General features: G+C 75.3%; 18 protein-coding genes and 1 pseudogene. 2 read left to right on the forward strand and 17 right to left on the reverse strand.

Annotated features, from left to right (window positions below; translation table 11 throughout):
* Window positions 1-45: 45 nt before the first annotated feature.
* From KPF22_RS17715 to KPF22_RS17775, 12 genes and pseudogenes are all read right to left on the reverse strand, one after another.
* Complete coding sequence (locus KPF22_RS17715; protein ID WP_224402736.1) at window positions 46-1,020, reverse strand: zinc-binding dehydrogenase; 975 nt, start codon at window positions 1,018-1,020, stop codon at window positions 46-48.
* Window positions 1,020-2,432 (reverse strand): ribosome biogenesis GTPase Der, encoded by a 1,413-nt coding sequence (gene der / locus KPF22_RS17720; protein ID WP_208824014.1) that lies wholly within the window; start codon window positions 2,430-2,432, stop codon window positions 1,020-1,022. Before der ends, KPF22_RS17715 begins: the two co-directional genes overlap by 1 nt.
* An 83-nt stretch (window positions 2,433-2,515) precedes the next feature.
* Window positions 2,516-3,211, reverse strand: a complete 696-nt coding sequence (locus tag KPF22_RS17725) for a 1-acyl-sn-glycerol-3-phosphate acyltransferase (RefSeq protein ID WP_224402737.1) — start codon at window positions 3,209-3,211, stop codon at window positions 2,516-2,518.
* Window positions 3,208-3,882: a (d)CMP kinase gene (gene cmk, locus KPF22_RS17730; RefSeq protein WP_224402974.1), complete on the reverse strand. Its 675-nt coding sequence runs from the start codon at window positions 3,880-3,882 to the stop codon at window positions 3,208-3,210. Before cmk ends, KPF22_RS17725 begins: the two co-directional genes overlap by 4 nt.
* A 102-nt stretch (window positions 3,883-3,984) precedes the next feature.
* Window positions 3,985-4,347: a chorismate mutase gene (gene aroH, locus KPF22_RS17735; protein ID WP_062394311.1), complete on the reverse strand. Its 363-nt coding sequence runs from the start codon at window positions 4,345-4,347 to the stop codon at window positions 3,985-3,987.
* The gene (locus KPF22_RS17740) at window positions 4,347-5,108 is read right to left on the reverse strand and encodes a pseudouridine synthase (RefSeq protein WP_062394310.1); all 762 of its coding nucleotides are present in this window, start codon (window positions 5,106-5,108) and stop codon (window positions 4,347-4,349) included. Before KPF22_RS17740 ends, aroH begins: the two co-directional genes overlap by 1 nt.
* Before the next feature lie 5 nt (window positions 5,109-5,113).
* Window positions 5,114-6,433, reverse strand: a complete 1,320-nt coding sequence (gene scpB / locus KPF22_RS33640; protein WP_374107499.1) for an SMC-Scp complex subunit ScpB — start codon at window positions 6,431-6,433, stop codon at window positions 5,114-5,116.
* 310 nt (window positions 6,434-6,743) lie between these two features.
* A pseudogene (locus KPF22_RS17755) lies at window positions 6,744-7,607 on the reverse strand (ScpA family protein); the annotation flags it as partial.
* Window positions 7,608-7,609: 2 nt separating this feature from the next.
* Window positions 7,610-8,503 carry a ParA family protein gene (locus tag KPF22_RS17760; RefSeq protein WP_208823965.1) on the reverse strand — a complete coding sequence of 298 codons (894 nt, stop codon included), beginning with the start codon at window positions 8,501-8,503 and terminating at the stop codon, window positions 7,610-7,612.
* Between the two features lie 190 nt (window positions 8,504-8,693).
* Window positions 8,694-9,368 (reverse strand): hypothetical protein, encoded by a 675-nt coding sequence (locus KPF22_RS17765; RefSeq protein ID WP_224402738.1) that lies wholly within the window; start codon window positions 9,366-9,368, stop codon window positions 8,694-8,696.
* A gap of 55 nt (window positions 9,369-9,423) precedes the next feature.
* Window positions 9,424-10,338 carry a site-specific tyrosine recombinase XerD gene (locus tag KPF22_RS17770; protein ID WP_373324217.1) on the reverse strand — a complete coding sequence of 305 codons (915 nt, stop codon included), beginning with the start codon at window positions 10,336-10,338 and terminating at the stop codon, window positions 9,424-9,426.
* Between the two features lie 11 nt (window positions 10,339-10,349).
* Window positions 10,350-11,342, reverse strand: a complete 993-nt coding sequence (locus KPF22_RS17775; RefSeq protein WP_224402739.1) for an LLM class F420-dependent oxidoreductase — start codon at window positions 11,340-11,342, stop codon at window positions 10,350-10,352.
* A 348-nt stretch (window positions 11,343-11,690) separates the two neighbouring features.
* On the opposite strand from KPF22_RS17775, the gene KPF22_RS17780 reads away from it, so the two are divergent.
* Together KPF22_RS17780 and KPF22_RS17785 are read left to right on the forward strand one after the other, a co-directional pair.
* Window positions 11,691-12,008 (forward strand): hypothetical protein, encoded by a 318-nt coding sequence (locus tag KPF22_RS17780; protein ID WP_224402740.1) that lies wholly within the window; start codon window positions 11,691-11,693, stop codon window positions 12,006-12,008.
* 19 nt (window positions 12,009-12,027) lie between these two features.
* Window positions 12,028-13,038, forward strand: coding sequence for a DUF1707 domain-containing protein (locus KPF22_RS17785; protein ID WP_224402741.1), 1,011 nt, complete (start codon window positions 12,028-12,030; stop codon window positions 13,036-13,038).
* 130 nt (window positions 13,039-13,168) lie between these two features.
* On the opposite strand, the gene KPF22_RS17790 is transcribed toward KPF22_RS17785, so the two are convergent.
* The 5 genes from KPF22_RS17790 to recN all read right to left on the reverse strand — a co-directional run bounded on the left by KPF22_RS17790 (window position 13,169) and on the right by recN (window position 20,061).
* Window positions 13,169-13,801, reverse strand: coding sequence for an NUDIX domain-containing protein (locus KPF22_RS17790; protein ID WP_073575225.1), 633 nt, complete (start codon window positions 13,799-13,801; stop codon window positions 13,169-13,171).
* A 174-nt stretch (window positions 13,802-13,975) separates the two neighbouring features.
* On the reverse strand, window positions 13,976-15,754 hold the full coding sequence (locus KPF22_RS17795; protein WP_083474023.1) for a CTP synthase: 1,779 nt from the start codon (window positions 15,752-15,754) through the stop codon (window positions 13,976-13,978).
* Between the two features lie 22 nt (window positions 15,755-15,776).
* On the reverse strand, window positions 15,777-16,700 hold the full coding sequence (locus KPF22_RS17800; protein WP_224402742.1) for a copper transporter: 924 nt from the start codon (window positions 16,698-16,700) through the stop codon (window positions 15,777-15,779).
* Window positions 16,697-17,884 (reverse strand): putative cytokinetic ring protein SteA, encoded by a 1,188-nt coding sequence (gene steA, locus KPF22_RS17805; protein ID WP_208823951.1) that lies wholly within the window; start codon window positions 17,882-17,884, stop codon window positions 16,697-16,699. The genes KPF22_RS17800 and steA overlap by 4 nt, the downstream gene beginning before the upstream one ends.
* Before the next feature lie 173 nt (window positions 17,885-18,057).
* The gene (recN, locus tag KPF22_RS17810) at window positions 18,058-20,061 is read right to left on the reverse strand and encodes a DNA repair protein RecN (protein WP_224402743.1); all 2,004 of its coding nucleotides are present in this window, start codon (window positions 20,059-20,061) and stop codon (window positions 18,058-18,060) included.
* Window positions 20,062-20,109: the final 48 nt, after the last annotated feature.

A 20,109-nucleotide genomic window follows, 5' to 3' on the forward strand; every position in this document is an offset into this window, starting at 1 on the left:
GCCCGGGCACTCGTCGGGGCACCGCCGGTGGTTACAGGCGCGGCGTCACGATCCGGCGACCTCGATCACGACCTTGCCGACGGCTCCGCCGGACCGCAGGTGCGCGACGGCGCCGGGGGCGTCGTCGAGGGACACGGCCCGGTCGACGGTGGCGCGCACCTGGCCGTCGCCGATCAGGCCGAGGACCGGCGTCAGCGCGGCGGCGACGGCCGCCCGCTCGTCGGCGCTGCGGACGCTGAAGGTGGTCCCGATCAGGCGGAGCCTGCGGAAGGACAGGGTGTTGAGGTCCAGCGTCGCCGACGGGCCGGCGAGCCGGCCGATCTGCACGACGGTCCCGCCGATCCGCACGGCGGGCAGGGCGGCAGCCAGGTGGTCGCCGCCGACGAGGTCCAGCACGACGTCGACGGGCCCGTCGAGGTCGCCCAGCGCGTCGACCCCGACGAGCGGGACCGCCCCCGCGTCGACGAGCGCGGCGCGCTTGGCGGGCGAGGTCGTCGTCGCGAGGACCGGTGCGGCCCCCAGCGCGGCGGCGAGCCGGATCGCGACCTGCCCGACCCCCGTACTGCCGCCCAGCACCAGCACGGTGCCGCCCTCGGCGCCGAACCCGGCCTGGGTGACCAGCGCGTCGTGCGCGGTCTCCAGCGCGACCGGCAGCGCGGCGGCGTCGGTCCAGGACAGGCCGGACGGGACCGGCAGGGCGCGGCGGGCGTCGACGACGGCGTACTCGGCGAACGCGGCGGGCGCGGACGCGAACACCCGGTCCCCCGGCCCGCGCCCCGGGGCACCGGTGACGCCCGGACCGGCGTCGACGACCTCACCGGCGAGCTCCATGCCCGCGGTGAACGAGCCGTCGTCGTCGGCGTGCGGGACGGGATAGCCGCCGCCCAGCGCGAGCAGGTCGGCACGGTTCACCCCGGCCGCCCGGACCCGCACGAGCAGCTCCCCCGGGCCCGGGACCGGGGTGTCGATCTCGTCGACCTCCCAGGTCCGGGCACCGGGACGGCCGCGCAGGGCCCGCATCACTTCTTCCGGGGGCGCTTCTCGCGGACCCGGACCGAGACGCGGATCGGCGTGCCGCCGAACCCGAACTCCTCGCGCAGCCGGCGCTCGACGAAGCGCCGGTAGCCCGCCTCGAGGAACCCGCTGGTGAACAGCACGAACGTCGGCGGGCGGGTCTGCGCCTGCGTCGCGAACATGATCTTCGGCTGCTTGCCGCCGCGGACCGGCGGCGGGGTCGCGGCGACGAGGTCGTTGAGCCACTGGTTGAGCCGCCCGGTCGGCACCCGGGTGTCCCAGGACTCCAGCGCGCGGTTCAGCGCGGGCGCGATCCGCTGGGTCGACCGCCCGGTCAGCGCGGAGACGTTGACCCGCTCCGCCCAGCGCACGCTGATCAGGTCGCGCTCCAGCTCACGGGTGAGCTGGTGGCGGCGCTCCTCGTCGACCTTGTCCCACTTGTTGAACAGGATGACCAGGGCGCGCCCGGACTCCACCACCATCGTCAGGACCCGCTGGTCCTGCTCGGCGATCGGCTCGGAGGCGTCGATCAGCACCAGCGCGACCTCGGCGGACTCGATCGCGGAGCTCGTCCGCAGCGAGGCGTAGTACTCCATGCCCGAGGCCATCTTGACCCGCTTGCGCAGGCCGGCGGTGTCGACGAAGCGGAACACCTGGCCGTCGAGCTCGACCAGGGAGTCGACCGGGTCGACGGTGGTGCCCGCGACGTCGTGGACGACCGACCGCTCCTCGCCCGCCAGCTTGTTCAGCAGGCTGGACTTGCCGACGTTCGGCTTGCCGACGAGCGCGACGCGGCGCGGACCGCCCCCGGAGGCACCGAAGTCGTCACGCGGGGTCTCGGGGAGGATCTCCAGGATCGCGTCGAGCAGGTCACCGGAGCCGCGGCCGTGCAGGCCGGACACCGGGTGCGGCTCGCCGAGCCCGAGCCGCCACAGGTCGGCGGTGTCGGAGGTGAGCCGGTCGTCGTCGACCTTGGTGGCGCACAGCATCACCGGCACGTCGGCGCGGCGCAGGACCCGCGCGACGGCCTGGTCGGTCGCGGTGGCGCCGACCGAGGCGTCGACGACGAGCAGCACGGCGTCGGCGAGGCGCATCGCGGTCTCGGCCTGCTTCGCGACGAACCCCTGCAGGCCGGCGGCGTCGGGCTCCCAGCCACCGGTGTCCATCAGCTTGAACCGGCGACCGTTCCACAGCGCGTCGTAGACGACGCGGTCGCGCGTCACCCCCGGCACGTCCTGCACGACCGCCTCGCGACGGCCCAGCATGCGGTTGACCAGGGTCGACTTGCCGACGTTCGGGCGGCCGACGACGGCCAGGGTCGGGGTCGCCAGCATCTCGTCGGGGTCGATCCCCGCGGTGACGACGCCCTCCTCGTCGACGGCCACGAACTCCGTCGGGTCCAGCCCGAGCCGGTCCATCTCGGCCCGGTCGGCCGCGTCACCGATCTCGACGCCGCCGCGGTACGCCCCGCCGAGGCTCGTTCCGCGTTCGCTGCTCTCGCTCACTGCTCTCTCACGTCCCCGGCCGCGTCGGGCCGTGTCACTTGCCTGTGTTCGTTGTCCAGTTCGCGGACCAGTGTCCGCAGGGCCTCCGTGACCTCGGTGGTCGCGGCGGCCAGGCCGTTCCGTCCCGGCGCCGTCGGCGCCGGCAGCGGGTCGCCGACCAGCACGTCCACCCGGGGGCGGAGGCGGCGGGCCGCACCCGCCGGGCGGTGCGTACCGCGCACCGCCACCGGCAGCTGCGGCGCCGATGCCGCGCGGGCCAGCCAGGCCGCGCCCTGCCGGGCACTGCCGATGTCGCTGCCGACCTCGCCGGTACCGCGGGTGCCCTCCGGGAAGACGGCGACCATGCCGCCGTCGCGCAGGACCTCCAGCAGGGTCGTCAGCGGCCGCCGGTCGACGACGTCACGCCGCACCGGCACCTGTCCCAGCCACCGCAGCAGTGTCCCCACGATCCCGGAGAACATCTCCGCCTTCACCAGGAACACCACGCGGCGCCCGAACATGCCGAACAGCAGAGGTCCGTCGACGAACGCGCTGTGGTTCGCGACGAGCACCACCGGACCGGTCGCCGGGATCCGCTCCCGGTGCCGGATCCGCACCCGGAAGAACGGGACCCACAGCCAGGTGCCGATCCAGCGGCCGAGGTCGTGCAGCCACCCGAGAGCGTCCTCCGGCAGCGCACGCGCCCGGCTCACCCGTCCAGCCCCCGCGCGGACACGAGCTCGCGCAGCTTCGCCAGCACCGCGTCCGCCGACAGGTGGTCGGTGTCGAGCACCAGCGCGTCCGCCGCCGCGTAGAGCGGGGAGACCCGGCGCGACGAGTCGAGCCGGTCCCTGCGTTCGACGTCGGCGAGGGTGACGTGCAGGTCGGCCTTGCGGCCCGCCTTCTCGTCCTGCCGCCCGCGCCGCGCCGCGCGGACCTCCGGCGACGCCGTCAGGTAGACCTTGAGGGGCGCGTCCGGCACCACGACGGTACCGATGTCGCGCCCCTCGACGACCATCCCGCCGTTGCTCTCGACCGCCGCGCGGATCAGGGCGTGCTGGCGGGCGACCATCTCGGCCCGGACCTGCGGCACCGCGGAGACGGCCGAGACGAACCCGGTCACCTCGGGGCCGCGGATCGGGCCGGAGACGTCCTCGCCGTCCAGGGTGATCGTCGGGGCGACCGGGTCGGTGCCCGACTCCAGACGGGCCCCGATCGCGGCGCGGGCGATCTCGTCCTCCGCCGCACCCTCGCCCAGGCCGGCGCGCAGCGCGGCCAGCGTCGCGGCGCGGTACATGGCCCCGGTGTCCAGATAGGCCGCCGAGCAGGCCTGCGCCAGCCGTCGGGAGACGGTCGACTTGCCCGTCCCGGACGGACCGTCCATCGCGACGACGCCCCGCAAGGCCACCTTGTTCCCCCACCGTGTTCGAGTTGCTGCGTCCGGCATTGTCGCCGGTCGGCCCCCGCCACGACGGGGCGGGGTGTCCTACTGGGGCAGATCGGTGCGCAGCGCCCGCGCCCCGTGCAGGTAGACGTGCCGCATCGCCGAGCGCGGCTTCGGGGTGTCGACGTGGGCGAGCAGCCGCAGCACCCGCGGCAGCGCGCCGGGCACCGACATCTCGGTGGCGCACATCAGCGGCACGTCGGTCAGCCCGAGCAGCCGTGCCGCGTACGCCGGGAACTCGGCGGTGAGGTCCGGGGTGGCGGTGAACCAGATCGAGATGATGTCGTCGGACACCAGCTCGTTGCGCTCCAGCACCGCGGTGACCAGCTCGGCGGAGCGGTCGAGGATCTGCCCGCGGTCGTCGGCGTCGACCTGGGTCGCGCCCCGCAGGGCCCGCACGGCCATCAGAGACCCACCGCCTTGTACAGGGAGCCCACCTCGACGCGGTCGAGGGGACGCAGCTTGCCGGGACGCTGGTTGCCCAGGGCCACGGTCCCCACGTGGGTCCGGACCAGGCGCTGCACCGGGTGGCCGACCTCGGCGAGCATCCGCCGCACGATGTGCTTGCGGCCCTCGTGCAGGACCAGCTGCACGGTGGCCCGGCCGGGGACGGCGTCGACGAGCTTGAACGAGTCGACACGGGCGATGCCGTCGTCCAGCTCGATGCCGTCGCGCAGGCGTCGCCCGAGGTCGCGGGCGATCTTGCCCTCGATCTCGGCGAGGTAGGTCTTGGGCACCTCGTAGGACGGGTGCATCAGCCGGTGGCCGAGCTCGCCGTCGTTGGTGAGCAGCAGCAGCCCCTCGGTCTCGGCGTCGAGCCGGCCGACGTGGAACAGCCGCTGCGCGGTGTTCATGATCTCGACGCGGTCGGCGAGCAGGTCACCGACGCAGGGTCGGCCCATGTCGTCGGACATCGTGGAGTGCAGCCCGAACGGCTTGTTCAGCGCCAGGTAGACCTGGTCGTCGCGCAGGGTGACCCGCGCGCCGTCGACGTGGACGACCGCGGTGTCCGGGTCGATCCGGCGGCCCTGCTCGCGGACGGTCTCGCCGTCGACCTGCACGCGTCCCTGCGCGATGAGGTCCTCGGCCGCGCGCCGGGAGGCGACGCCCGCGCGGGCCAGCACCTTCTGGAGCCGGACGCCGTCGGGGTCGTGTGTGTTGCTCATGGTGCCTAGCTTTCCAGGTCGTCGATCGCGTCGATGTCGGGCAGCAGCGGTGCCAGCGGGGGCAGCTCGGCCACGGAGGAGATCCCGAGCCGTTCGAGGAACAGCTCGGTCGTCCGGAACAGTGTCCCCCCTGTGTGTTCCTCGGTGCCGGCCTCCTCCACCAGTCCACGGGTGAGCAGGGTGCGGAGCACGCCGTCGCAGTTGACGCCGCGGACCGCGGAGACCCGTGCACGGGTGACCGGCTGCCGGTAGGCGACGACCGCGAGGGTCTCCAGCGCGGCCCGGGTCAGCCGGGCGCGCTGGCCGTCCATCAGCATCTTCTCGACGTAGGGGGCGTAGCGGTCGCGGGTGTAGAACCGCCAGCCCTCCCCTGCGCGGCGCAGGTCGATGCCGCGCCGGTCGGCGGTGTAGGCCAGCGACATCCGGTGCAGCGTCTGCCGGATCCGCGACGGCGTCTGGTGCAGCGCCGTGGCCAGGGACGGCTCGTCGACGGGGGCGTCGACGACGAGCAGCAGCGCCTCCAGGGCGTGCTCGAGCTCGGTGTCGTCGGCGAGCTCGTGGAACTCGGGCTCCTCGGGATCCGGCTCGTCCCGGGTCCCGGGTTCCTCCGCTCGGGGGTCCTCTGCTCCGCGGGCCGTCGGCCCGTTCTCCGGCGCAGCCGGGTCGTCCGGCCCGGCAGCCGGGTCGGGACGGCCGGAGTCGCGCCCACCGGGGCGCCCGGACCGGTCGTCCTGGACGTCGAGCGTCGCGGATGCGTCGTCGCGAGCACCGTTTCGCGACGCTCGACCGTCGGTCGACGTGTCCGAGGGGGCGGCATCGCCGGCGGTGGGGTCACCGGACGGGTCGGGATGCACGTCTCCGCCCTCGGCGGGGCCGGAACGTGCGTCCCGATCGCCCGGCGGCGCAGGTGCGGTGGTGACGGGTCCGGAGACCGCCGGCTCGGTGCCGGCGAGCCGGGCCGCCACGGGCTCGGTGCCGGCAGCGGGCCCGGCGTCGGCTGCGGGCCCGGCGTCCCGGGCGGGCTCCGCGGAGCGGGCGAGCTCGGCGTCGGCGGTCGTCGCCTCCTCGTCGGCCCCGTCGGCCTCGTCGGCCCCGTCGGCCCCGTCGGCCCCGTCGGCCCCGTCGGCCCCGTCGGCCCCGTCGGCCCCGTCGGCCCCGTCGGCCGTAGCCTCCGGTTCCGGGGCGGCTCGGTCCTCCGCGCCGGCCGCGACCTGCGGCGACGCGGTGGCGTGCGGGCTGCGCGGCACCGTGCGGCCGATCAGGCGCAGCAGCTCGGACGGGTCCTCCGGGTCGTCGGAGCCCGGCCGGTCGTCCGGCTCAGTCACCGGTGGTTCCGGTCCTCTCGTCGTCGGGGTCGGGACGGGGCGCGTGCAGACCGTCGCGGTCCGCGTCCGGGCCGACCGGATGCGGATCCGCCTCGTCCGGGCGGTCGAGGTCGGAGTCCGGACCGCCGAGGTCGTCGAGGTCCGCGCCCGGGTCGTCCAGGTCCGTGTCCGGATCGTCCGGGTCCGCGTCCCGAGCATCCGGGTGCGCTCCGGAACCGGAGTCGGCATCGGGATCGGAGTCGGGGCCGGACGCGACCGACTCGTCGACGCGGTTCCTCTTCCGGCGGCGCCGGTTGCGCGCCCGCACCGCCTCCTCGGCGGCCGCGGCCTCGTCCTCCAGCGCGGCGGCGTAGGCGACCGGGTCGTCCTCGCGGTCGGCGGTCCAGGTGACCGTCAGGTCGGCGAACGCCTCCGGCTGTTCCAGGGCGACCGAGCGCTCCCGGTACAGCTCCAGCAGCGCCATGAACCGGGCGATGACCTCCAGCGTCGCGACGCAGTCGGCGGTCAGGTCGGCGAAGGTGGCCGTCCCGGCGAGCGCGAGCCGCTCCCGCAGGATCGCCGCGTGCTCGGGCACCGACACGTGCACCGCGTGCAGGTGGTCGACGCCGACCTCGTCGGGCGGGCGGGGCCGGAACACCGCGGCGGCGAGCTCGGCGAAGGCCTGCGCGTCGACGCCGAGCAGCACCTCGGGCAGGAGCTCGGCGTAGCGGTCCTCGATCGCGACCGAGCGCGGGAAGCGGCGCATCGCGCCGTTCTCGAGCTCGACGAACAGCGCCGCGGCCTCCTTGTAGGCGCGGTACTGCAGCAACCGGGCGAACAGCAGGTCACGGGCCTCAAGCAGGGCGAGGTCGTCCTCGTCGTCGACCTCGGCGCCGGGCACGAGCCGCGCGGCCTTCAGGTCGAGCAGGGTCGCCGCGACGACCAGGAACTCGGTGATCTCGTCGAGGTCGGCGTCGTCGCCGAGGTCGGTGAGATGGGCGATGAAGTCGTCGGTGACCTTGTGCAGGGCCATCTCGGTGAGGTCGAGCTCGTGCTTGCCGATCAGCTGCAGCAGCAGGTCGAACGGGCCCTCGAAGTTGTACAGCCGGACGGTGAAGCGCCGGGTCCGCGGCGCGGCGACGTCGTTGTCGTCGAGACCGTCGCCCAGACCTTCGGGAGCACCGTCGGCGAGCAGCGTCACCGGGCGATGACCTCGCGGGCGAGCATCCGGTACGCCTCCGCGGCATACGACGTGGGCGCCCACGTCGTGATCGGCTCACCGGCGACCGTGGTCTCCGGGAACTTGATCGTCCGGTTGATGACGGCGTCGAACACCTTGTCGCCGAACGCCTCCACCACGCGGTCGTGGACCTCGCGGGTGTGCAGCGTGCGGGTGTCGAACATCGTCGGGAGCACGCCGAGCAGGCGCAGGTCCGGGTTGAGCCGCTCGGTGACCTTGTCGATGGTGTCCATCAGCAGTGCCACACCGCGCAGCGAGAAGAACTCGCACGCCAGCGGGATGAGGACCTCGTCGGCGCAGGCCAGCGCGTTGATCGTGAGCAGGCCCAGCGACGGCTGGCAGTCGATGAGGACGATGTCGTAGTCGGGCAGGAACCGCTTGAGGGCACGGCCGAGTGCCTGCTCCCGGCCGACCTCGGTGACGAGCTGGACCTCGGCCGCCGACAGGTCGATGTTCGACGGCAGCAGGTCCAGGTTCTCGACGCCGGTGTCCTGGAGCACCTCGTCGGCCTCGACGCCGCGTTCCATCAGCAGGTTGTAGACGGTGGACTCGAGCTGGTGGGGCTGCACGCCGAGGCCCACCGACAGCGCACCCTGCGGGTCGAAGTCGACGAGCAGGACCCTGCGGCCGTACTCGGCGAGCGCGGCCCCGAGGTTGATCGTCGACGTCGTCTTCCCGACGCCGCCCTTCTGGTTCGCCACCGCGATCACGCGGGCCGGGCCGTGCACCGACAGCGGTGCGGGCTCGGGAGCGCGCGCGCTGGTGGTCTGGGTGCCTCGCCCGTGATCCGGCGCCGGCTCGTCGCTCGGGTCGTCGAGCCTGCTCTGGGCCTCCGGCCGCGTCGGGTTCATGCGGTCTCCGGTCTCGTCGCGGGTACCGTGCCGGGTCTCGGGTCCCGGTCAGGGCCTGAGACCGCACTGCAGGAGATGTCCCCACGTGCGGCGACGTCCCCGTCGGGCCACGTCGCGGTATGGATTTCCAGGTCACCCTACCTGCGGGCGGGCGCCGTCCGGTCGACGGTGCGCCCCGGCGTGTCGCGCCTCAGCGGGCGGGCAGGACCGAGACCCCGCCCGCGCTGCTCGTCGCGGTGATCCGGTGGTCGGCACCGGGCTGGTCGGGGACGCCGACCTCGGTCGACCCGGCGGAGGTCTCGGCGGTCACCTCGTAGGCGGGACCGACCGGGACCCGGATCCCGACGCCGCCGGCGCCGGACTCCGCGGTCACGTCGGCGGCCGCCGCGGCGAAGGTCAGCTCGACCGCGCCGGCGCTGGACCTCGCCCGCACGTCGCCCGGTCCGGCACCGGTGGCGCTGACCTCGCCCGCCGACGACGTCAGGTCCAGTGCCCCGGTCAGTCCCTGGACCTCGATGCCGCCCGCACGCACGTCGACCAGCGCCGACGACGCGGCGGGCGCGGTCACCACGAGACCGGCCTGGCAGCGGTCGCTGCCCTGGTCCGGGCAGCGGACGGTGATCCGCAGGACGCCGCCGTCGACCTTCTGCTCGACCTGCGGGCGGGCCTCGCCGGTCCACCGCAGGTCCTGCTCGACCGACGCCTTCTCCCCCGCGACCAGGCGCAGCGCCCCGGCGTCGGAGTCGACCTCGACCCGGGTGACCGTCCCGTCGACGGGCTCGTTCACCGCCTCCTGCCGCTCCTGCCCGGCGGCGACACCACCGCATCCGGCCAGGAGGAGTCCGGCCGCCGCCAGTGTCGTCACCCGTGTCGCCCACGCTCCGTGCCGCATGGGTCCCGGAACGTAGTGCCCGCGCCCCTCAGCCGCGGGCGCGGGGGTGCGCGGTGGCGTAGACCTCGCGCAGCGTGTCGACGGTGACGTGGGTGTAGATCTGCGTGGTCGCGACGCTCGCGTGCCCGAGCAGCTCCTGCACCACCCGCACGTCGGCGCCGCCGGAGAGCAGGTGGGTGGCGAAGCAGTGCCGCAGGGTGTGCGGGGAGACCGCGGCGACGACGTCGCCGGGCAGCCCGGACGCCTCGGCGGCGGCGCGCAGCACGTGCCAGGCGCTCTGCCGGGACAGCCGGTTGCCGCGGGCGTTGAGCAGCAGCGCCGGGCTGCCCGTGCCCCGTCCGGCGAGGTCGGGCCGGGCCCGGACCCGGTAGGCGTCGACGGCGGCCAGCGCGGGACGCCCGACGGGCACGATCCGCTGCTTGTTCCCCTTGCCGTGCAGCAGGATCGTCCGCGCGTCCGGGTCCAGGTCGTCGAGGTCGGCGCCGACGACCTCGGAGATCCGGGCGCCGGTGGAGTACAGCAGCTCCAGCAGGGCCCGGTCGCGTAGCCCGACCGGGCCGTCGGACACGCAGCCGGCGAGGAGCTGGTCGACCTGGTCGACCGACAGCGCGGACGGCAGCCGCGAGCCCAGAGCCGGCGGCGCCACTCCGGCCGCGACGTCGGTCGGGGTGAGCCCCTCGTGCAGCGCGAACCGGTGCAGCCCGCGCACCGCGGCCAGCGCCCGCGCCGCCGAGGACGCGGCCAGCGGGCGCTCCCCCGTGCGCAGCGCCGTGACGAACGCGGCGACGTCGGCCTCGGCCACCTGGGTCAGCTCCGCGCGTCCCAGGTGGTCGAGGTGGTCGAGGTAGCGCCCGAGGTCGAGCCGGTAGGAGCGCAGGGTGTTCTGCGCCCGCCCCCGTTCGACGGCCAGGTGGTCGAGGTAGTCCTCGGCCACCCGGCGCACGGTCGGCACCGTCAGTCCCGCAGGGCCGGGACGACCTCGCGCTCGAACAGCTCGATGCCCGACCGGTCGTAGGCGGCCTCGGGGAAGTAGAAGATGCCGTAGCTCATGCCGACGGCCTGCAGCGCGGAGAGCTTGTCCACGATCTGCTCCGGGGTCCCGACACCGGGCATCCCGCGGAACGCACCCAGCGCGCCCTGGGCCTTCTCCGCACCGACGATCGGCTCCAGCCGGGCGACGAGCCGGGCGAGCCGCTCCTCCACCTCGGCCTCGGTGTGCCCGATCGCGACGTTGTAGTTGGCCGAGCGGACGATGGCGTCGTAGTCGGTGCCGACGTCGCGGCAGTGGTCGGCGAGCAGCGCCGACTTGTGCCGGAAGCCGTCGAGGGTGCCGTCGAAGTTGGTGTACTGCGCGTACTTCGCGGCGATCTTGAGGGTGACCTTCTCGCCGCCGCCGGCGATCCACAGCGGGATGCCGCCGTCCTGGAGCGGGCGGGGCGCGACGATGGCGTCGTCGACGGTGTAGTGCTTCCCGTGCAGGGTGGCCCGGCCCTCGCGCCATGCCTGGGCGAAGATCTGCACGCCCTCGTCGAGCATGCCGAGCCGCTCGCCGGGCCGGGGGAAGCCGTAGCCGTAGGCGCGCCACTCGTGCTCGTACCAGCCGCCGCCGATGCCCATCTCGACGCGGCCCTTGGAGATGACGTCGGTGGTGGCGGCGACCTTCGCCAGGTACGCGGGGTTGCGGTAGGCCATGCAGGTGCACATCTGGCCGAGCCGCACCCGCTCGGTCGTCGCGGCGAAGGCGGCCATCAGGCTCCACGCCTCGTGGCAGGCCTCGTCGGTGGGCGCGGGGACGGTGTGGAAGTGGTCGTAGACCCAGACCGACTCCCAGACGTCGCCGCGGTCGGCGTGCTCGGCGAGGCCGCGCATCACGTCCCACTGGGCGGCGGGGTCGATGCCGACGAGGTCGAGACGCCAGCCCTGGGGCACGAAGAGTCCGAAACGCATGCGCAGAGCCTAGGACGGCCGTCGCGCGGCGGCCCGTGAGGGCAGTCTGCACAGTGGTCGGCCCCGGGACGGGCACATCGCCCCGTGACCGGGCTCTGACCTGCACCTACCGTTCTCGCAACCAGGCGGGAGTCGGCCCTGAGCCAGTTCCTGCTCGGCTCGACACCCGGTCTCGGGATGGGTTCTGGGACGCCTTCGTCGCCGTCACCCTCGGCGCGGTGGTCCTGGAGCTGGTCTCGATCCGCGTCGGGGTCATCGGCTGCGAGGAGGGCCTGAACACCTCGCTGCTGGCCCGCTGGACCGGCTGCGGCCACGGCGGCGGCGCGCTGATCGGCGTCGCGATCGGGGGTGAGGCTCGTCGGCTGGTTCGGCGTGCGGTCCGGGGTCTCGGCCGAGGGCCTGGTCACGCTGATCGGCGGGCTGCCGGTCCGGGCGTGGTCGCTGGTGTTCGGCCTGGTCGTCAGCATGATCGTGCTGTGGGGCTTCGGCTCGACCGGGGTGGGACGGGTGCACCGCGGGGCGGGCGGGCCGGCCCGCACCCTCGGCGAGGCCGGGGACGCGGCCCGGCCCGAACGGGTACGCCACGTGCTCGGCGCCGACCTCGCCGACCCGGACGAGCGCCTCGCCCTGCATCGCGCGTGTCGCAGCGTGCTGTTCCACAGCTGATCGCGGCTACGGTCGGGGTATGAGCGCGGACCCGATCGGCTACGCCGAGCAGGAGGAGACGGTGCGGGCGCTGTCCCGCCACTACACGGGCGGGGCGCTGGATGTCGACGCGTTCGACGCGCGGGTGCGCCGGGCCCGGGCGGCGACGACGCGGTCGGAGCTGGCGGCCCTGTTCACCGACCTGCCCGAGCCGCACCCGGCGTCGCTCGCCGGGGTGGCGCCGCCCCCGTCCGCGGCCGGCGACGACCCGGGCGGTGGCCCCACCGGTGCGGGTCCCACGACCACCGGGTCCAGCGCCACGGATCCCACCTCCGCAGATCCGGCCACCACCGGCGCGACCGCGCGCACCGGGACGTCCACCGGCAGCGGCTCCGCGGACGCCCACGACGACGGGCACGGCGGTGACGCCGAGCGCACCGCGCGCTTCGCGGTCCCCGGCCCGACCCGGGCCACCCCGTACCCGGATCCGTCGGGTCACCACCCCGCGGCGGGCCCCTACCCGGACCCGTCGCCGACGACCGCCGGTACCCGCCCGCCGTGGCCGGCCCCCGGGGCGCCCGGGTACCCGGGCGCGGGGTACCCCGGCGGGCCGTACCCGGACGGCGGCCCCGCGGGCATGTCCCCCGGCGGCGGGTTCCCCGGCGGCGGGTTCCCTGGCGGACCGGCGTGGGCCGCCGGTGCGCCGGGCTGGGCGTCCGGGCAGCCGCAGCACCCGGGCGCGGCCTACCCGCCGCACCCCGGGCCCCCGTCCTACGGCTCCTACGGCTACGACCCGTCCGCGCCCTACGGCCGCGAGCCCTACTCGGGGCTGCCGTACTCGGACAAGCAGAAGATCGTGGCGGGGCTGCTGCAGCTGTTCCTGCCGTTCGGCATCGGCCGGTTCTACTCGGGCCACACCGGGCTGGCCGTCGCGCAGCTGCTGGTCACGTTCCTGACCTTCGGGATCGGTGCGATCTGGTCGTTCGTGGACGGGATCGTGGTGCTCGCCGGGTCGCCCCGGGACCCGGCGGGTCGTCCGCTGCGGCCCTGACCACCGCCCGGCGCAGGCACCCGTGGGCGCCGCCGGGCGGACACCCGCCGGCCCGGCAGGCCGTCACCCGGAGACCTGGCGCGGTCACCCGTCGCCGCGGCCCGCGGTCACCCGTCGGCGCGACGGAGGATCACTCGTCGGCGCGGCGGGCGAAGCGGAACGGGCGGTCGGCCCACTCGGCGTCGACCGGGCGCGGGTCGAACTCCCCGGCCAGCACCGCGCGGGCCGCGAGCAGCCCGGCGCAGGACACCGCGTTGACGATCTCGCCGGAGAACACCATCCCGACGGCCTCGGCGATCGGGATCCAGCGCAGCTCCAGGTCGGCCTCCTCGTCGTCACCCAGGTCGGGGCGGGGCTTCTCGACGAGCTCGCGGGCGAGGAAGATGCGGACCGACTCGTCGGAGAACCCGGGTGAGGGCACGACGTCGAGCAGCACCGACCAGTCCGACGCGGACAGCCCGGCCTCCTCGGTCAGCTCCCGGTCGGCGGTGACCGCGGGGTCCTCCCCCGCCACGTCGAGCAGGCCGGCGGGGAGCTCCCACAGCCGTCGCCGGACGGCGTGCCGGTACTGGTGCAGCATCCGGACCCGCCCGGCCTCGTCCACCGCGACGACGGCGACCGCCCCCGGGTGCTCGAGGATCTCGCGGGTCGCGACCCGGCCGCCGGGCATGACGACGCGGTCCGACCGCAGCGCCATGACGCGGCCGGAGTAGATGTCGGTGGCCGAGCGGACCGGGAAGTCGTGCTCACCGGGGCGGGTCACCGGGTCACCGCCCGGCGGGTGCGCAGTTCGATCACCTGTCGGACAGTAGTCGCCGGGCCCGGCCCGTGCGGGGCGCGCGGGCCGTGCGGGCCGCGTGCCGCGCCCGGCGGCAGGGCCCCGGGCCGCCGGGCCGGACCGGGCCACCGTCGGCGGCCCGGCCCGGCCCGGCCCGGGTCAGCGGGCGGAGGTGCTCTCGGCCCGGGCCACGCCGTTGCCGCCCGCGCCGACGGCGACGTCGTCGCCCTCGACCGTCTCGGCGTCGTCGGCGTCGGTGTTGTCCCGGCCGGGCAGGTGCACCGGCAGCCGGTCCTCGGCCCGGTAGCGCAGCGCCGCCTTCACGAACGCGGCGAACAGCGGGTGCGGCCGGGTCGGGCGGCTCTTGAGCTCGGGGTGCGCCTGGGTCCCGACGAAGAACGGGTGCTGCGACGACGGCAGCTCCACGAACTCCACGAGCGTCCCGTCCGGGGAGGTCCCGAACACCAGGCCCGCCTCGGTGAGCTGCTGCCGGTAGGCGTTGTTCACCTCGAAGCGGTGCCGGTGCCGCTCGGAGATCTCGCGCGACCCGTAGGCCTTCGCCGCGACCGAGCCGGGCTGCAGCACCGCCGGGTAGGCGCCCAGGCGCATGGTCCCGCCCATGTCCCGCTCGCCCGCGACGACGTCGCGCTGGGTCGCCATCGTCGAGATCACCGGGTGCGCGGTCTCCGGGTCGAACTCGGTCGAGCTGGCGTCCTCCAGGCCGGCGACGGTGCGCGCGGTCTCGATGACCATGCACTGCAGGCCCAGGCACAGCCCCAGGGTGGGGATGCGCCGGGTGCGGGCGTGGGTGATGGCGCCGAGCTTGCCCTCGATGCCGCGGATGCCGAAGCCGCCGGGGACGAGCACCCCGTCGACGCCGTCGAGCGCCTCGGCCGCGCCGGCCGGGGTCTCGCAGGAGTCCGACGGCACCCAGCGGATCGCCACCTTGGCGTGGTGGGCGAAGCCGCCGGCCCGCAGCGCCTCGGTGACCGAGAGGTAGGCGTCGGGCAGGTCGACGTACTTGCCGACCAGCGCGATCGTCGCGGTCTCCCGCGGGTGGTGGACGCGGTCGAGCAGGTCGCCCCACACGGTCCAGTCGACGTCGCGGAACGGCAGCCCGAGCCGGCGCACGACGTAGGCGTCGAGGCCCTCGCCGTGCAGCACCTTCGGAATGTCGTAGATCGACGGTGCGTCCGGGCACGCGGCGACGCCGTCGAGCTCGATGTCGCACATCAGCGAGATCTTGCGCTTCATGCCCTCGGGGATCTCCCGGTCGGCACGCAGGACCACCGCGTCGGGCTGGATACCGATGTTGCGCAGCGCCGCGACGGAGTGCTGGGTCGGCTTGGTCTTCAGCTCGCCCGACGGCGCCAGGTACGGCACCAGGGACACGTGCAGGAAGAAGCAGTTGTCCCGGCCGACCTCGTGGCGGACCTGGCGGGCGGCCTCGACGAACGGCAGCGACTCGATGTCGCCGATCGTGCCGCCGACCTCGGTGATGACGACGTCGGGGGCCAGGCCCTCGGCGTCGGGCTCGGCCATCGCGAGGACGCGGTCCTTGATCTCGTTGGTGATGTGCGGGATCACCTGGACGGTGTCGCCGAGGTACTCGCCGCGACGCTCCTTGGCGATGACCTCGGAGTAGACCTGGCCGGTGGTGACGTTGGCCCGCCCGGCGAGGTCACGGTCCAGGAACCGCTCGTAGTGGCCGACGTCGAGGTCGGTCTCGGCACCGTCCTCGGTGACGAACACCTCGCCGTGCTGGAACGGGTTCATGGTCCCGGGGTCGACGTTCAGGTAGGGGTCGAGCTTCTGCATGGTGACGCGAAGCCCGCGCGCGGTGAGCAACTGACCGAGACTGGAGGCGGTCAGGCCCTTACCCAGCGAGGACGCGACCCCACCGGTGACGAAGAGATGACGGGTGGCGCGAGTCTGCACGGAGTTTCAGCCTACCGATCGGTCAAGGGGCGGCGGGAACCGGCCCCACCGTTCCGGCCCCGGAACCGTAGCGGCCGGTGCCTCCTGCCTGTCGTTCGGCGAGCGCGAGCACGGTCGCGACCCGCCCGGCCCCGGTACCGACGCCGTCGACGGTGGCCAGCCGGCCCACCGGACCGGCCCCGGACGAGCGGGCGGCGGCGACGGCCGAACCGTCCCCGGCGTCCCGCCCGGCCAGTACGGCTCCCGCGCCACGACGGTCGAGCTCCGCGGCCAGTGCCGCGGCGGTGGACGCCGAGGCGCCGGCGTCCACACCGGAGTACGCGTCACCGGTGACGACGACGGCCACCCGTCCGGCCGCGGGACTGCCCTGCGGTGCCTCGGCGAAGCCGCCGCCGGCGAGCCCGGCCAGCACCGCGCCGGCCCCGTCCGGGTCGGGTGCGGGGCCGTCGGCCGGGGCCAGCAGCGCGGAGCCGAGCAGGCCCCCGGCGAGCGCACCGGCGTCGGTGGCGGTGGGGAGCTGGGCCCCCGACGGCAGCAGCCGTGCGGACAGGTCGCGCAGCTGGTCGGCGCGGGCCGGGTCGGTGACGGCCGGGGTGAGCACGACCTCCCCCGCGACGCTGCCTCCCGCGGCGACGACGAGCTCGGCGACCGCGCGCGTGTCGGCCGGGTCGGCACCGAGCGCCACGACGGTCACGGGCACACCGGTGAGCTTCCCGCGCACCAGCTCGGGTCCGACGCGGCCGGCGAACTCGTCACTGGCGTGCAGCTGCGCGGCCAGGGTGTCGCGTTCGACGCTCAGCCGGGCGGTCTCGCCCGTGTCCGTCCCCGAGGCCGCGACGTCGGCGATGCGCTGCGGCAGCCCGACGACGGCGAGGACGAACCCGGCCGCGAGGGCCAGCACGAACACCGCGACCAGGGCGATGCGGTGGTGGCGCCGCGAGATCACGCCGGGAACCATCCGGCGACCAGGGCCCGCACGCTCTCCAGCACGCCACGCAGCCACTCCAGCACCGCGGGGCCGCCGCCGGACACGAGCACGGCGACGACGACCGCGACCACCGCGGCCGCGATGAGCAGCAGCAGCGGCGCGAACGAGGTCCGGCTCCGGTACATCTGGGCGATCATCGCGCCGTCGACGACGCTGCCCCCCGCCTGCAGCCGGGTCAGGAACGTCGAGGCGTTGCTGCCCGACCGCCCGCGGTCGAGGAACTCCCCCATCGACGCCGACAGCCCGACCGTGACGATCATCGAGGCGCCGCGGTGGTGGGCGAGCAGCAGGGCGAGGTCCTCGGGGTTGGCCATCGACGGGAACGTCACGGCGCTGGCGCCCAGGTCCTGCACACGGTGCAGCCCCGGGGCGTGCCCGTCGGGGAAGGCCGGGACGACGACGTCGGCGCCGCTGGTCAGCGCCTGGTTCGACACCTCGGACGGGTCGGCGACGATGAGGTCCGGGCGGTGGCGCGCGTTGAGCAGCGCGTCCGCGCCCGCCCCGACGCCGACGAGCACCGGCCGGTACTCCTTGATGTAGGTCTTGAGCCGCTTCAGCACGGCGAGGTGCTCGAACCCGGCGGCGACGACGAGCACCGGCCGCCCGTCGAGGGCGACGTCGACCTCGGGGACGCCGTGCCCGTCGAGGAGCAGCGAGCGCTCGCGGCGCATGAACTCGATGGTGTTCGCGGCGAACGCCTCGAGCTGGTGGGTCAGGCCCTGCTTGGCCTCGTCCAGGGCGTCGGCGACGGTGTCCTCGGTCTGCTCGCGGCCCTCGCACAGCGGCTGTTCGCCGGTGTAGAGCACGCCGTCGTGCAGCCGCACCCGGATGCCGTCCTTGACCGCGCGCAGGGTGTCGGGACCGCAGTCGTCGACGAGCGGGATGCCCGCCTCGACGAGCACCTGCGGGCCGAGGTTCGGGAACCGGCCGGAGATCGACGGGGCGGCGTTGACGACCGCGGCGACCCGGGCGGCGACGAGCGCGTCCGCGGTCGCCCGGTCCAGGTCGACCTGGTCGATCACGGCGATGTCGCCGGGGCGCAGGCGCCGGAGCACCGACTCGATGCGGCGGTCGGCGCGGGCCGGGCCGGTCAGGCCCGGCAGCTCCGGTCGGGAACGGTGCAGCAGGCCGGACAGCTTCATGTGGCGCACTGTGACAGGTGGGGCGTCCGTGACCACGCAGGCACGCCGCGCGAGACCGCGACGTCACCGGCCCGGACGACCCCCCGTCGCCCCCCGGGTGGCGGTGCCCGAAGCACCGCGCCGCTCACCCACAGCGACGGCACGCCGCCCGGGCGGCCGTCGGCCGGGCCCGCTCAGCCGGCCCGGGCGACCCGGCGGCGCCGCGATGCGGCGGAGGGACGGCCCGCGGCACCGTCCGGGTCGACGCCGCGGGAGTCGGTGCCGCGGGAGTCGGTGCTGCGGGAGTCGGTGCTGCGGGAGTCGGTGCTGCGCGGCCCGGGGACCGCACCCTCCGCCGGCGCGGTCGCGGCGCCGGTGTCCGTGTCCTGCGCGGTCCGGCCGCGCCGGGACTGCGCGCGACGCGACCGGGCCTCGGCGAGGTCCGCGGGCCGTGCCGCCGCGCGGTCGGCCTCCCGGTGCGCGGTCGCGGCGCTGAGCAGCTCCTCGGCGTGCGCGCGGCCGGTGTCGGTGTCGTCCATCCCGGCCAGCATCCGTGCGAGCTCCCCGGTGCGCTCCTCCTCGGTGAGCCGCCGCACGCTGGAGCGGGTGACCCCCGCCCCGGACGCCTTCTGCACCACGAGGTGCCGGTCGGCGTACGCCGCGACCTGCGGCAGGTGGGTGACGACGATGACCTGGTGGCGGGCCGCGAGCTGCGCGAGCCGGCGGCCGATCTCCACCGCGGCCCGGCCGCCGACGCCGGCGTCGACCTCGTCGAACACCATGGTCGGCACCGGGTCGGCGCCGGCGAGCGCGACCTCCAGGGCCAGCATGACCCGGGACAGCTCACCCCCGGAGGCCCCCTTGTGCAGCGGCTGGGCCACCGCCCCGGCGTGCGGGACGAGTCGGATCTCGACCTCGTCGACGCCGCTGGACCCGGCCTGGCAGCGCCGCCCGCCGACCTCGAGCACCGGCCCGGTGTCGGCGGCGGGCCGCGGCTGCACGCCGACCTGCAGCGTCGCGTCCTTCATGGCGAGCCCGGCGAGTTCCGCCGTGGTCGCCTCGGCCAGCCGGGACGCGGCGGCGGTGCGCGCCGCGGTGACCGCGGCGGCGTGACCGGCCAGCTCACCGGCGAGTGCGTCACGGCGGGCCGACAGCTCGGCGAGCGCCTCGTCGGAGGTGTCGAGCCCGGACAGCCGCTCGCGGGCGGTGTCCGCCCAGGCCAGCACGCCGTCGGTGTCCGCCGCGTACTTGCGGGTGAGTGCCTTGAGCTCGGCCTGGCGGGTCAGGACGCGGGACAGCAGCTCGGGGTCGGCGTCGAGCCGGTCGAGGTAGCCGCTCAGCTCGGCCGCGGCGTCGGCGAGCACCGCGATGGCCTCGGTGAGGCGCGGGCCGAGCTCCTCCAGCGCGGGGTCGCCGCTGCCCTCGGCGAGCCCCTTGGCCTGCCCGGCGAGCCCGACCGCGCCGGGAGCCTCGCCGTCGTCCGAGCCGGACAGTGCGAGGTGTGCGCTCTCGGCGGCGGCTCGCAGGTCGTCGGCCTCGGCCATCCGTCGGGCCTGCTCGACGAGCTCGCGGTCCTCACCGGGCTGCGGGTCGGCGGCCTCGATCTCGGCGAGACCGTGGCGCAGCAGGTCCGCCTCCTGGGCGAGCCGGCGGGCGTTGTCCCGTCGCTCGGCGAGCTCGGTGACCACCTGCAGCCACTCGGTGCGCACCGTCCGGTAGGCGGCCAGCGGGACCGCGACGGGGTCCCCGGCGAAGCGGTCGAGCAGGGCCCGCTGGTCGGAGCCGCGCAGCAGCCGCAGCTGGTCGTTCTGCCCGTGCACGGCGAGCTGGGTCTCGGCGAGCCTGCCCAGCACCCCGTTGGGCACCGACCGGCCGCCCAGGTGGGCCCGGGAGCGCCCGTCGGCCGACACGGTGCGGGCGGCGATCAGCGACCCGTCGTCGTCGGCCTCGGCGCCCACCTCCTCGGCCAGTTCCAGCGCCCCCGGCGACGCCGCGAACCGGCCCTCGACGACGGCGCGGCGCGCCCCGGCCGACACCCGCGAGGACTCCGCGCGGCCACCGCCGAGGAGGTTCAGCCCGGTCACGACCATGGTCTTCCCGGCGCCGGTCTCACCGGTGAGCACGGTCAGGCCCGGGTCGAGCTCCAGGGTCGCGTCGTCGATCACGCCGAGGCCCTGGATCCGCATCTCGGACAACATGCGTGGGACCATACGTTCGAACACCGACAGCGTTCGAGCCCCGACACG

Source organism: Pseudonocardia sp. ICBG1034 (genome assembly GCF_020131375.1).
Classification (GTDB): domain Bacteria; phylum Actinomycetota; class Actinomycetes; order Mycobacteriales; family Pseudonocardiaceae; genus Pseudonocardia; species Pseudonocardia alni.

Bases quoted from the DNA above. Each gene is read 5' to 3' on its own strand.
- KPF22_RS17775 (WP_224402739.1), bottom strand. From the start codon at position 11,342: ATGCGTTTCGGACTCTTCGTGCCCCAGGGCTGGCGTCTCGACCTCGTC.
- recN (WP_224402743.1), bottom strand. From the start codon at position 20,061: ATGTTGTCCGAGATGCGGATCCAGGGCCTCGGCGTGATCGACGACGCG.
- aroH (WP_062394311.1), bottom strand. From the start codon at position 4,347: ATGGCCGTGCGGGCCCTGCGGGGCGCGACCCAGGTCGACGCCGACGAC.
- cmk (WP_224402974.1), bottom strand. From the start codon at position 3,882: ATGGACGGTCCGTCCGGGACGGGCAAGTCGACCGTCTCCCGACGGCTG.
- steA (WP_208823951.1), bottom strand. From the start codon at position 17,884: ATGAAGCTGTCCGGCCTGCTGCACCGTTCCCGACCGGAGCTGCCGGGC.
- KPF22_RS17760 (WP_208823965.1), bottom strand. From the start codon at position 8,503: ATGAACCCGACGCGGCCGGAGGCCCAGAGCAGGCTCGACGACCCGAGC.
- der (WP_208824014.1), bottom strand. From the start codon at position 2,432: ATGGACCGGCTCGGGCTGGACCCGACGGAGTTCGTGGCCGTCGACGAG.
- KPF22_RS17740 (WP_062394310.1), bottom strand. From the start codon at position 5,108: ATGAGCAACACACACGACCCCGACGGCGTCCGGCTCCAGAAGGTGCTG.
- KPF22_RS17715 (WP_224402736.1), bottom strand. From the start codon at position 1,020: ATGCGGGCCCTGCGCGGCCGTCCCGGTGCCCGGACCTGGGAGGTCGAC.
- KPF22_RS17785 (WP_224402741.1), top strand. From the start codon at position 12,028: ATGAGCGCGGACCCGATCGGCTACGCCGAGCAGGAGGAGACGGTGCGG.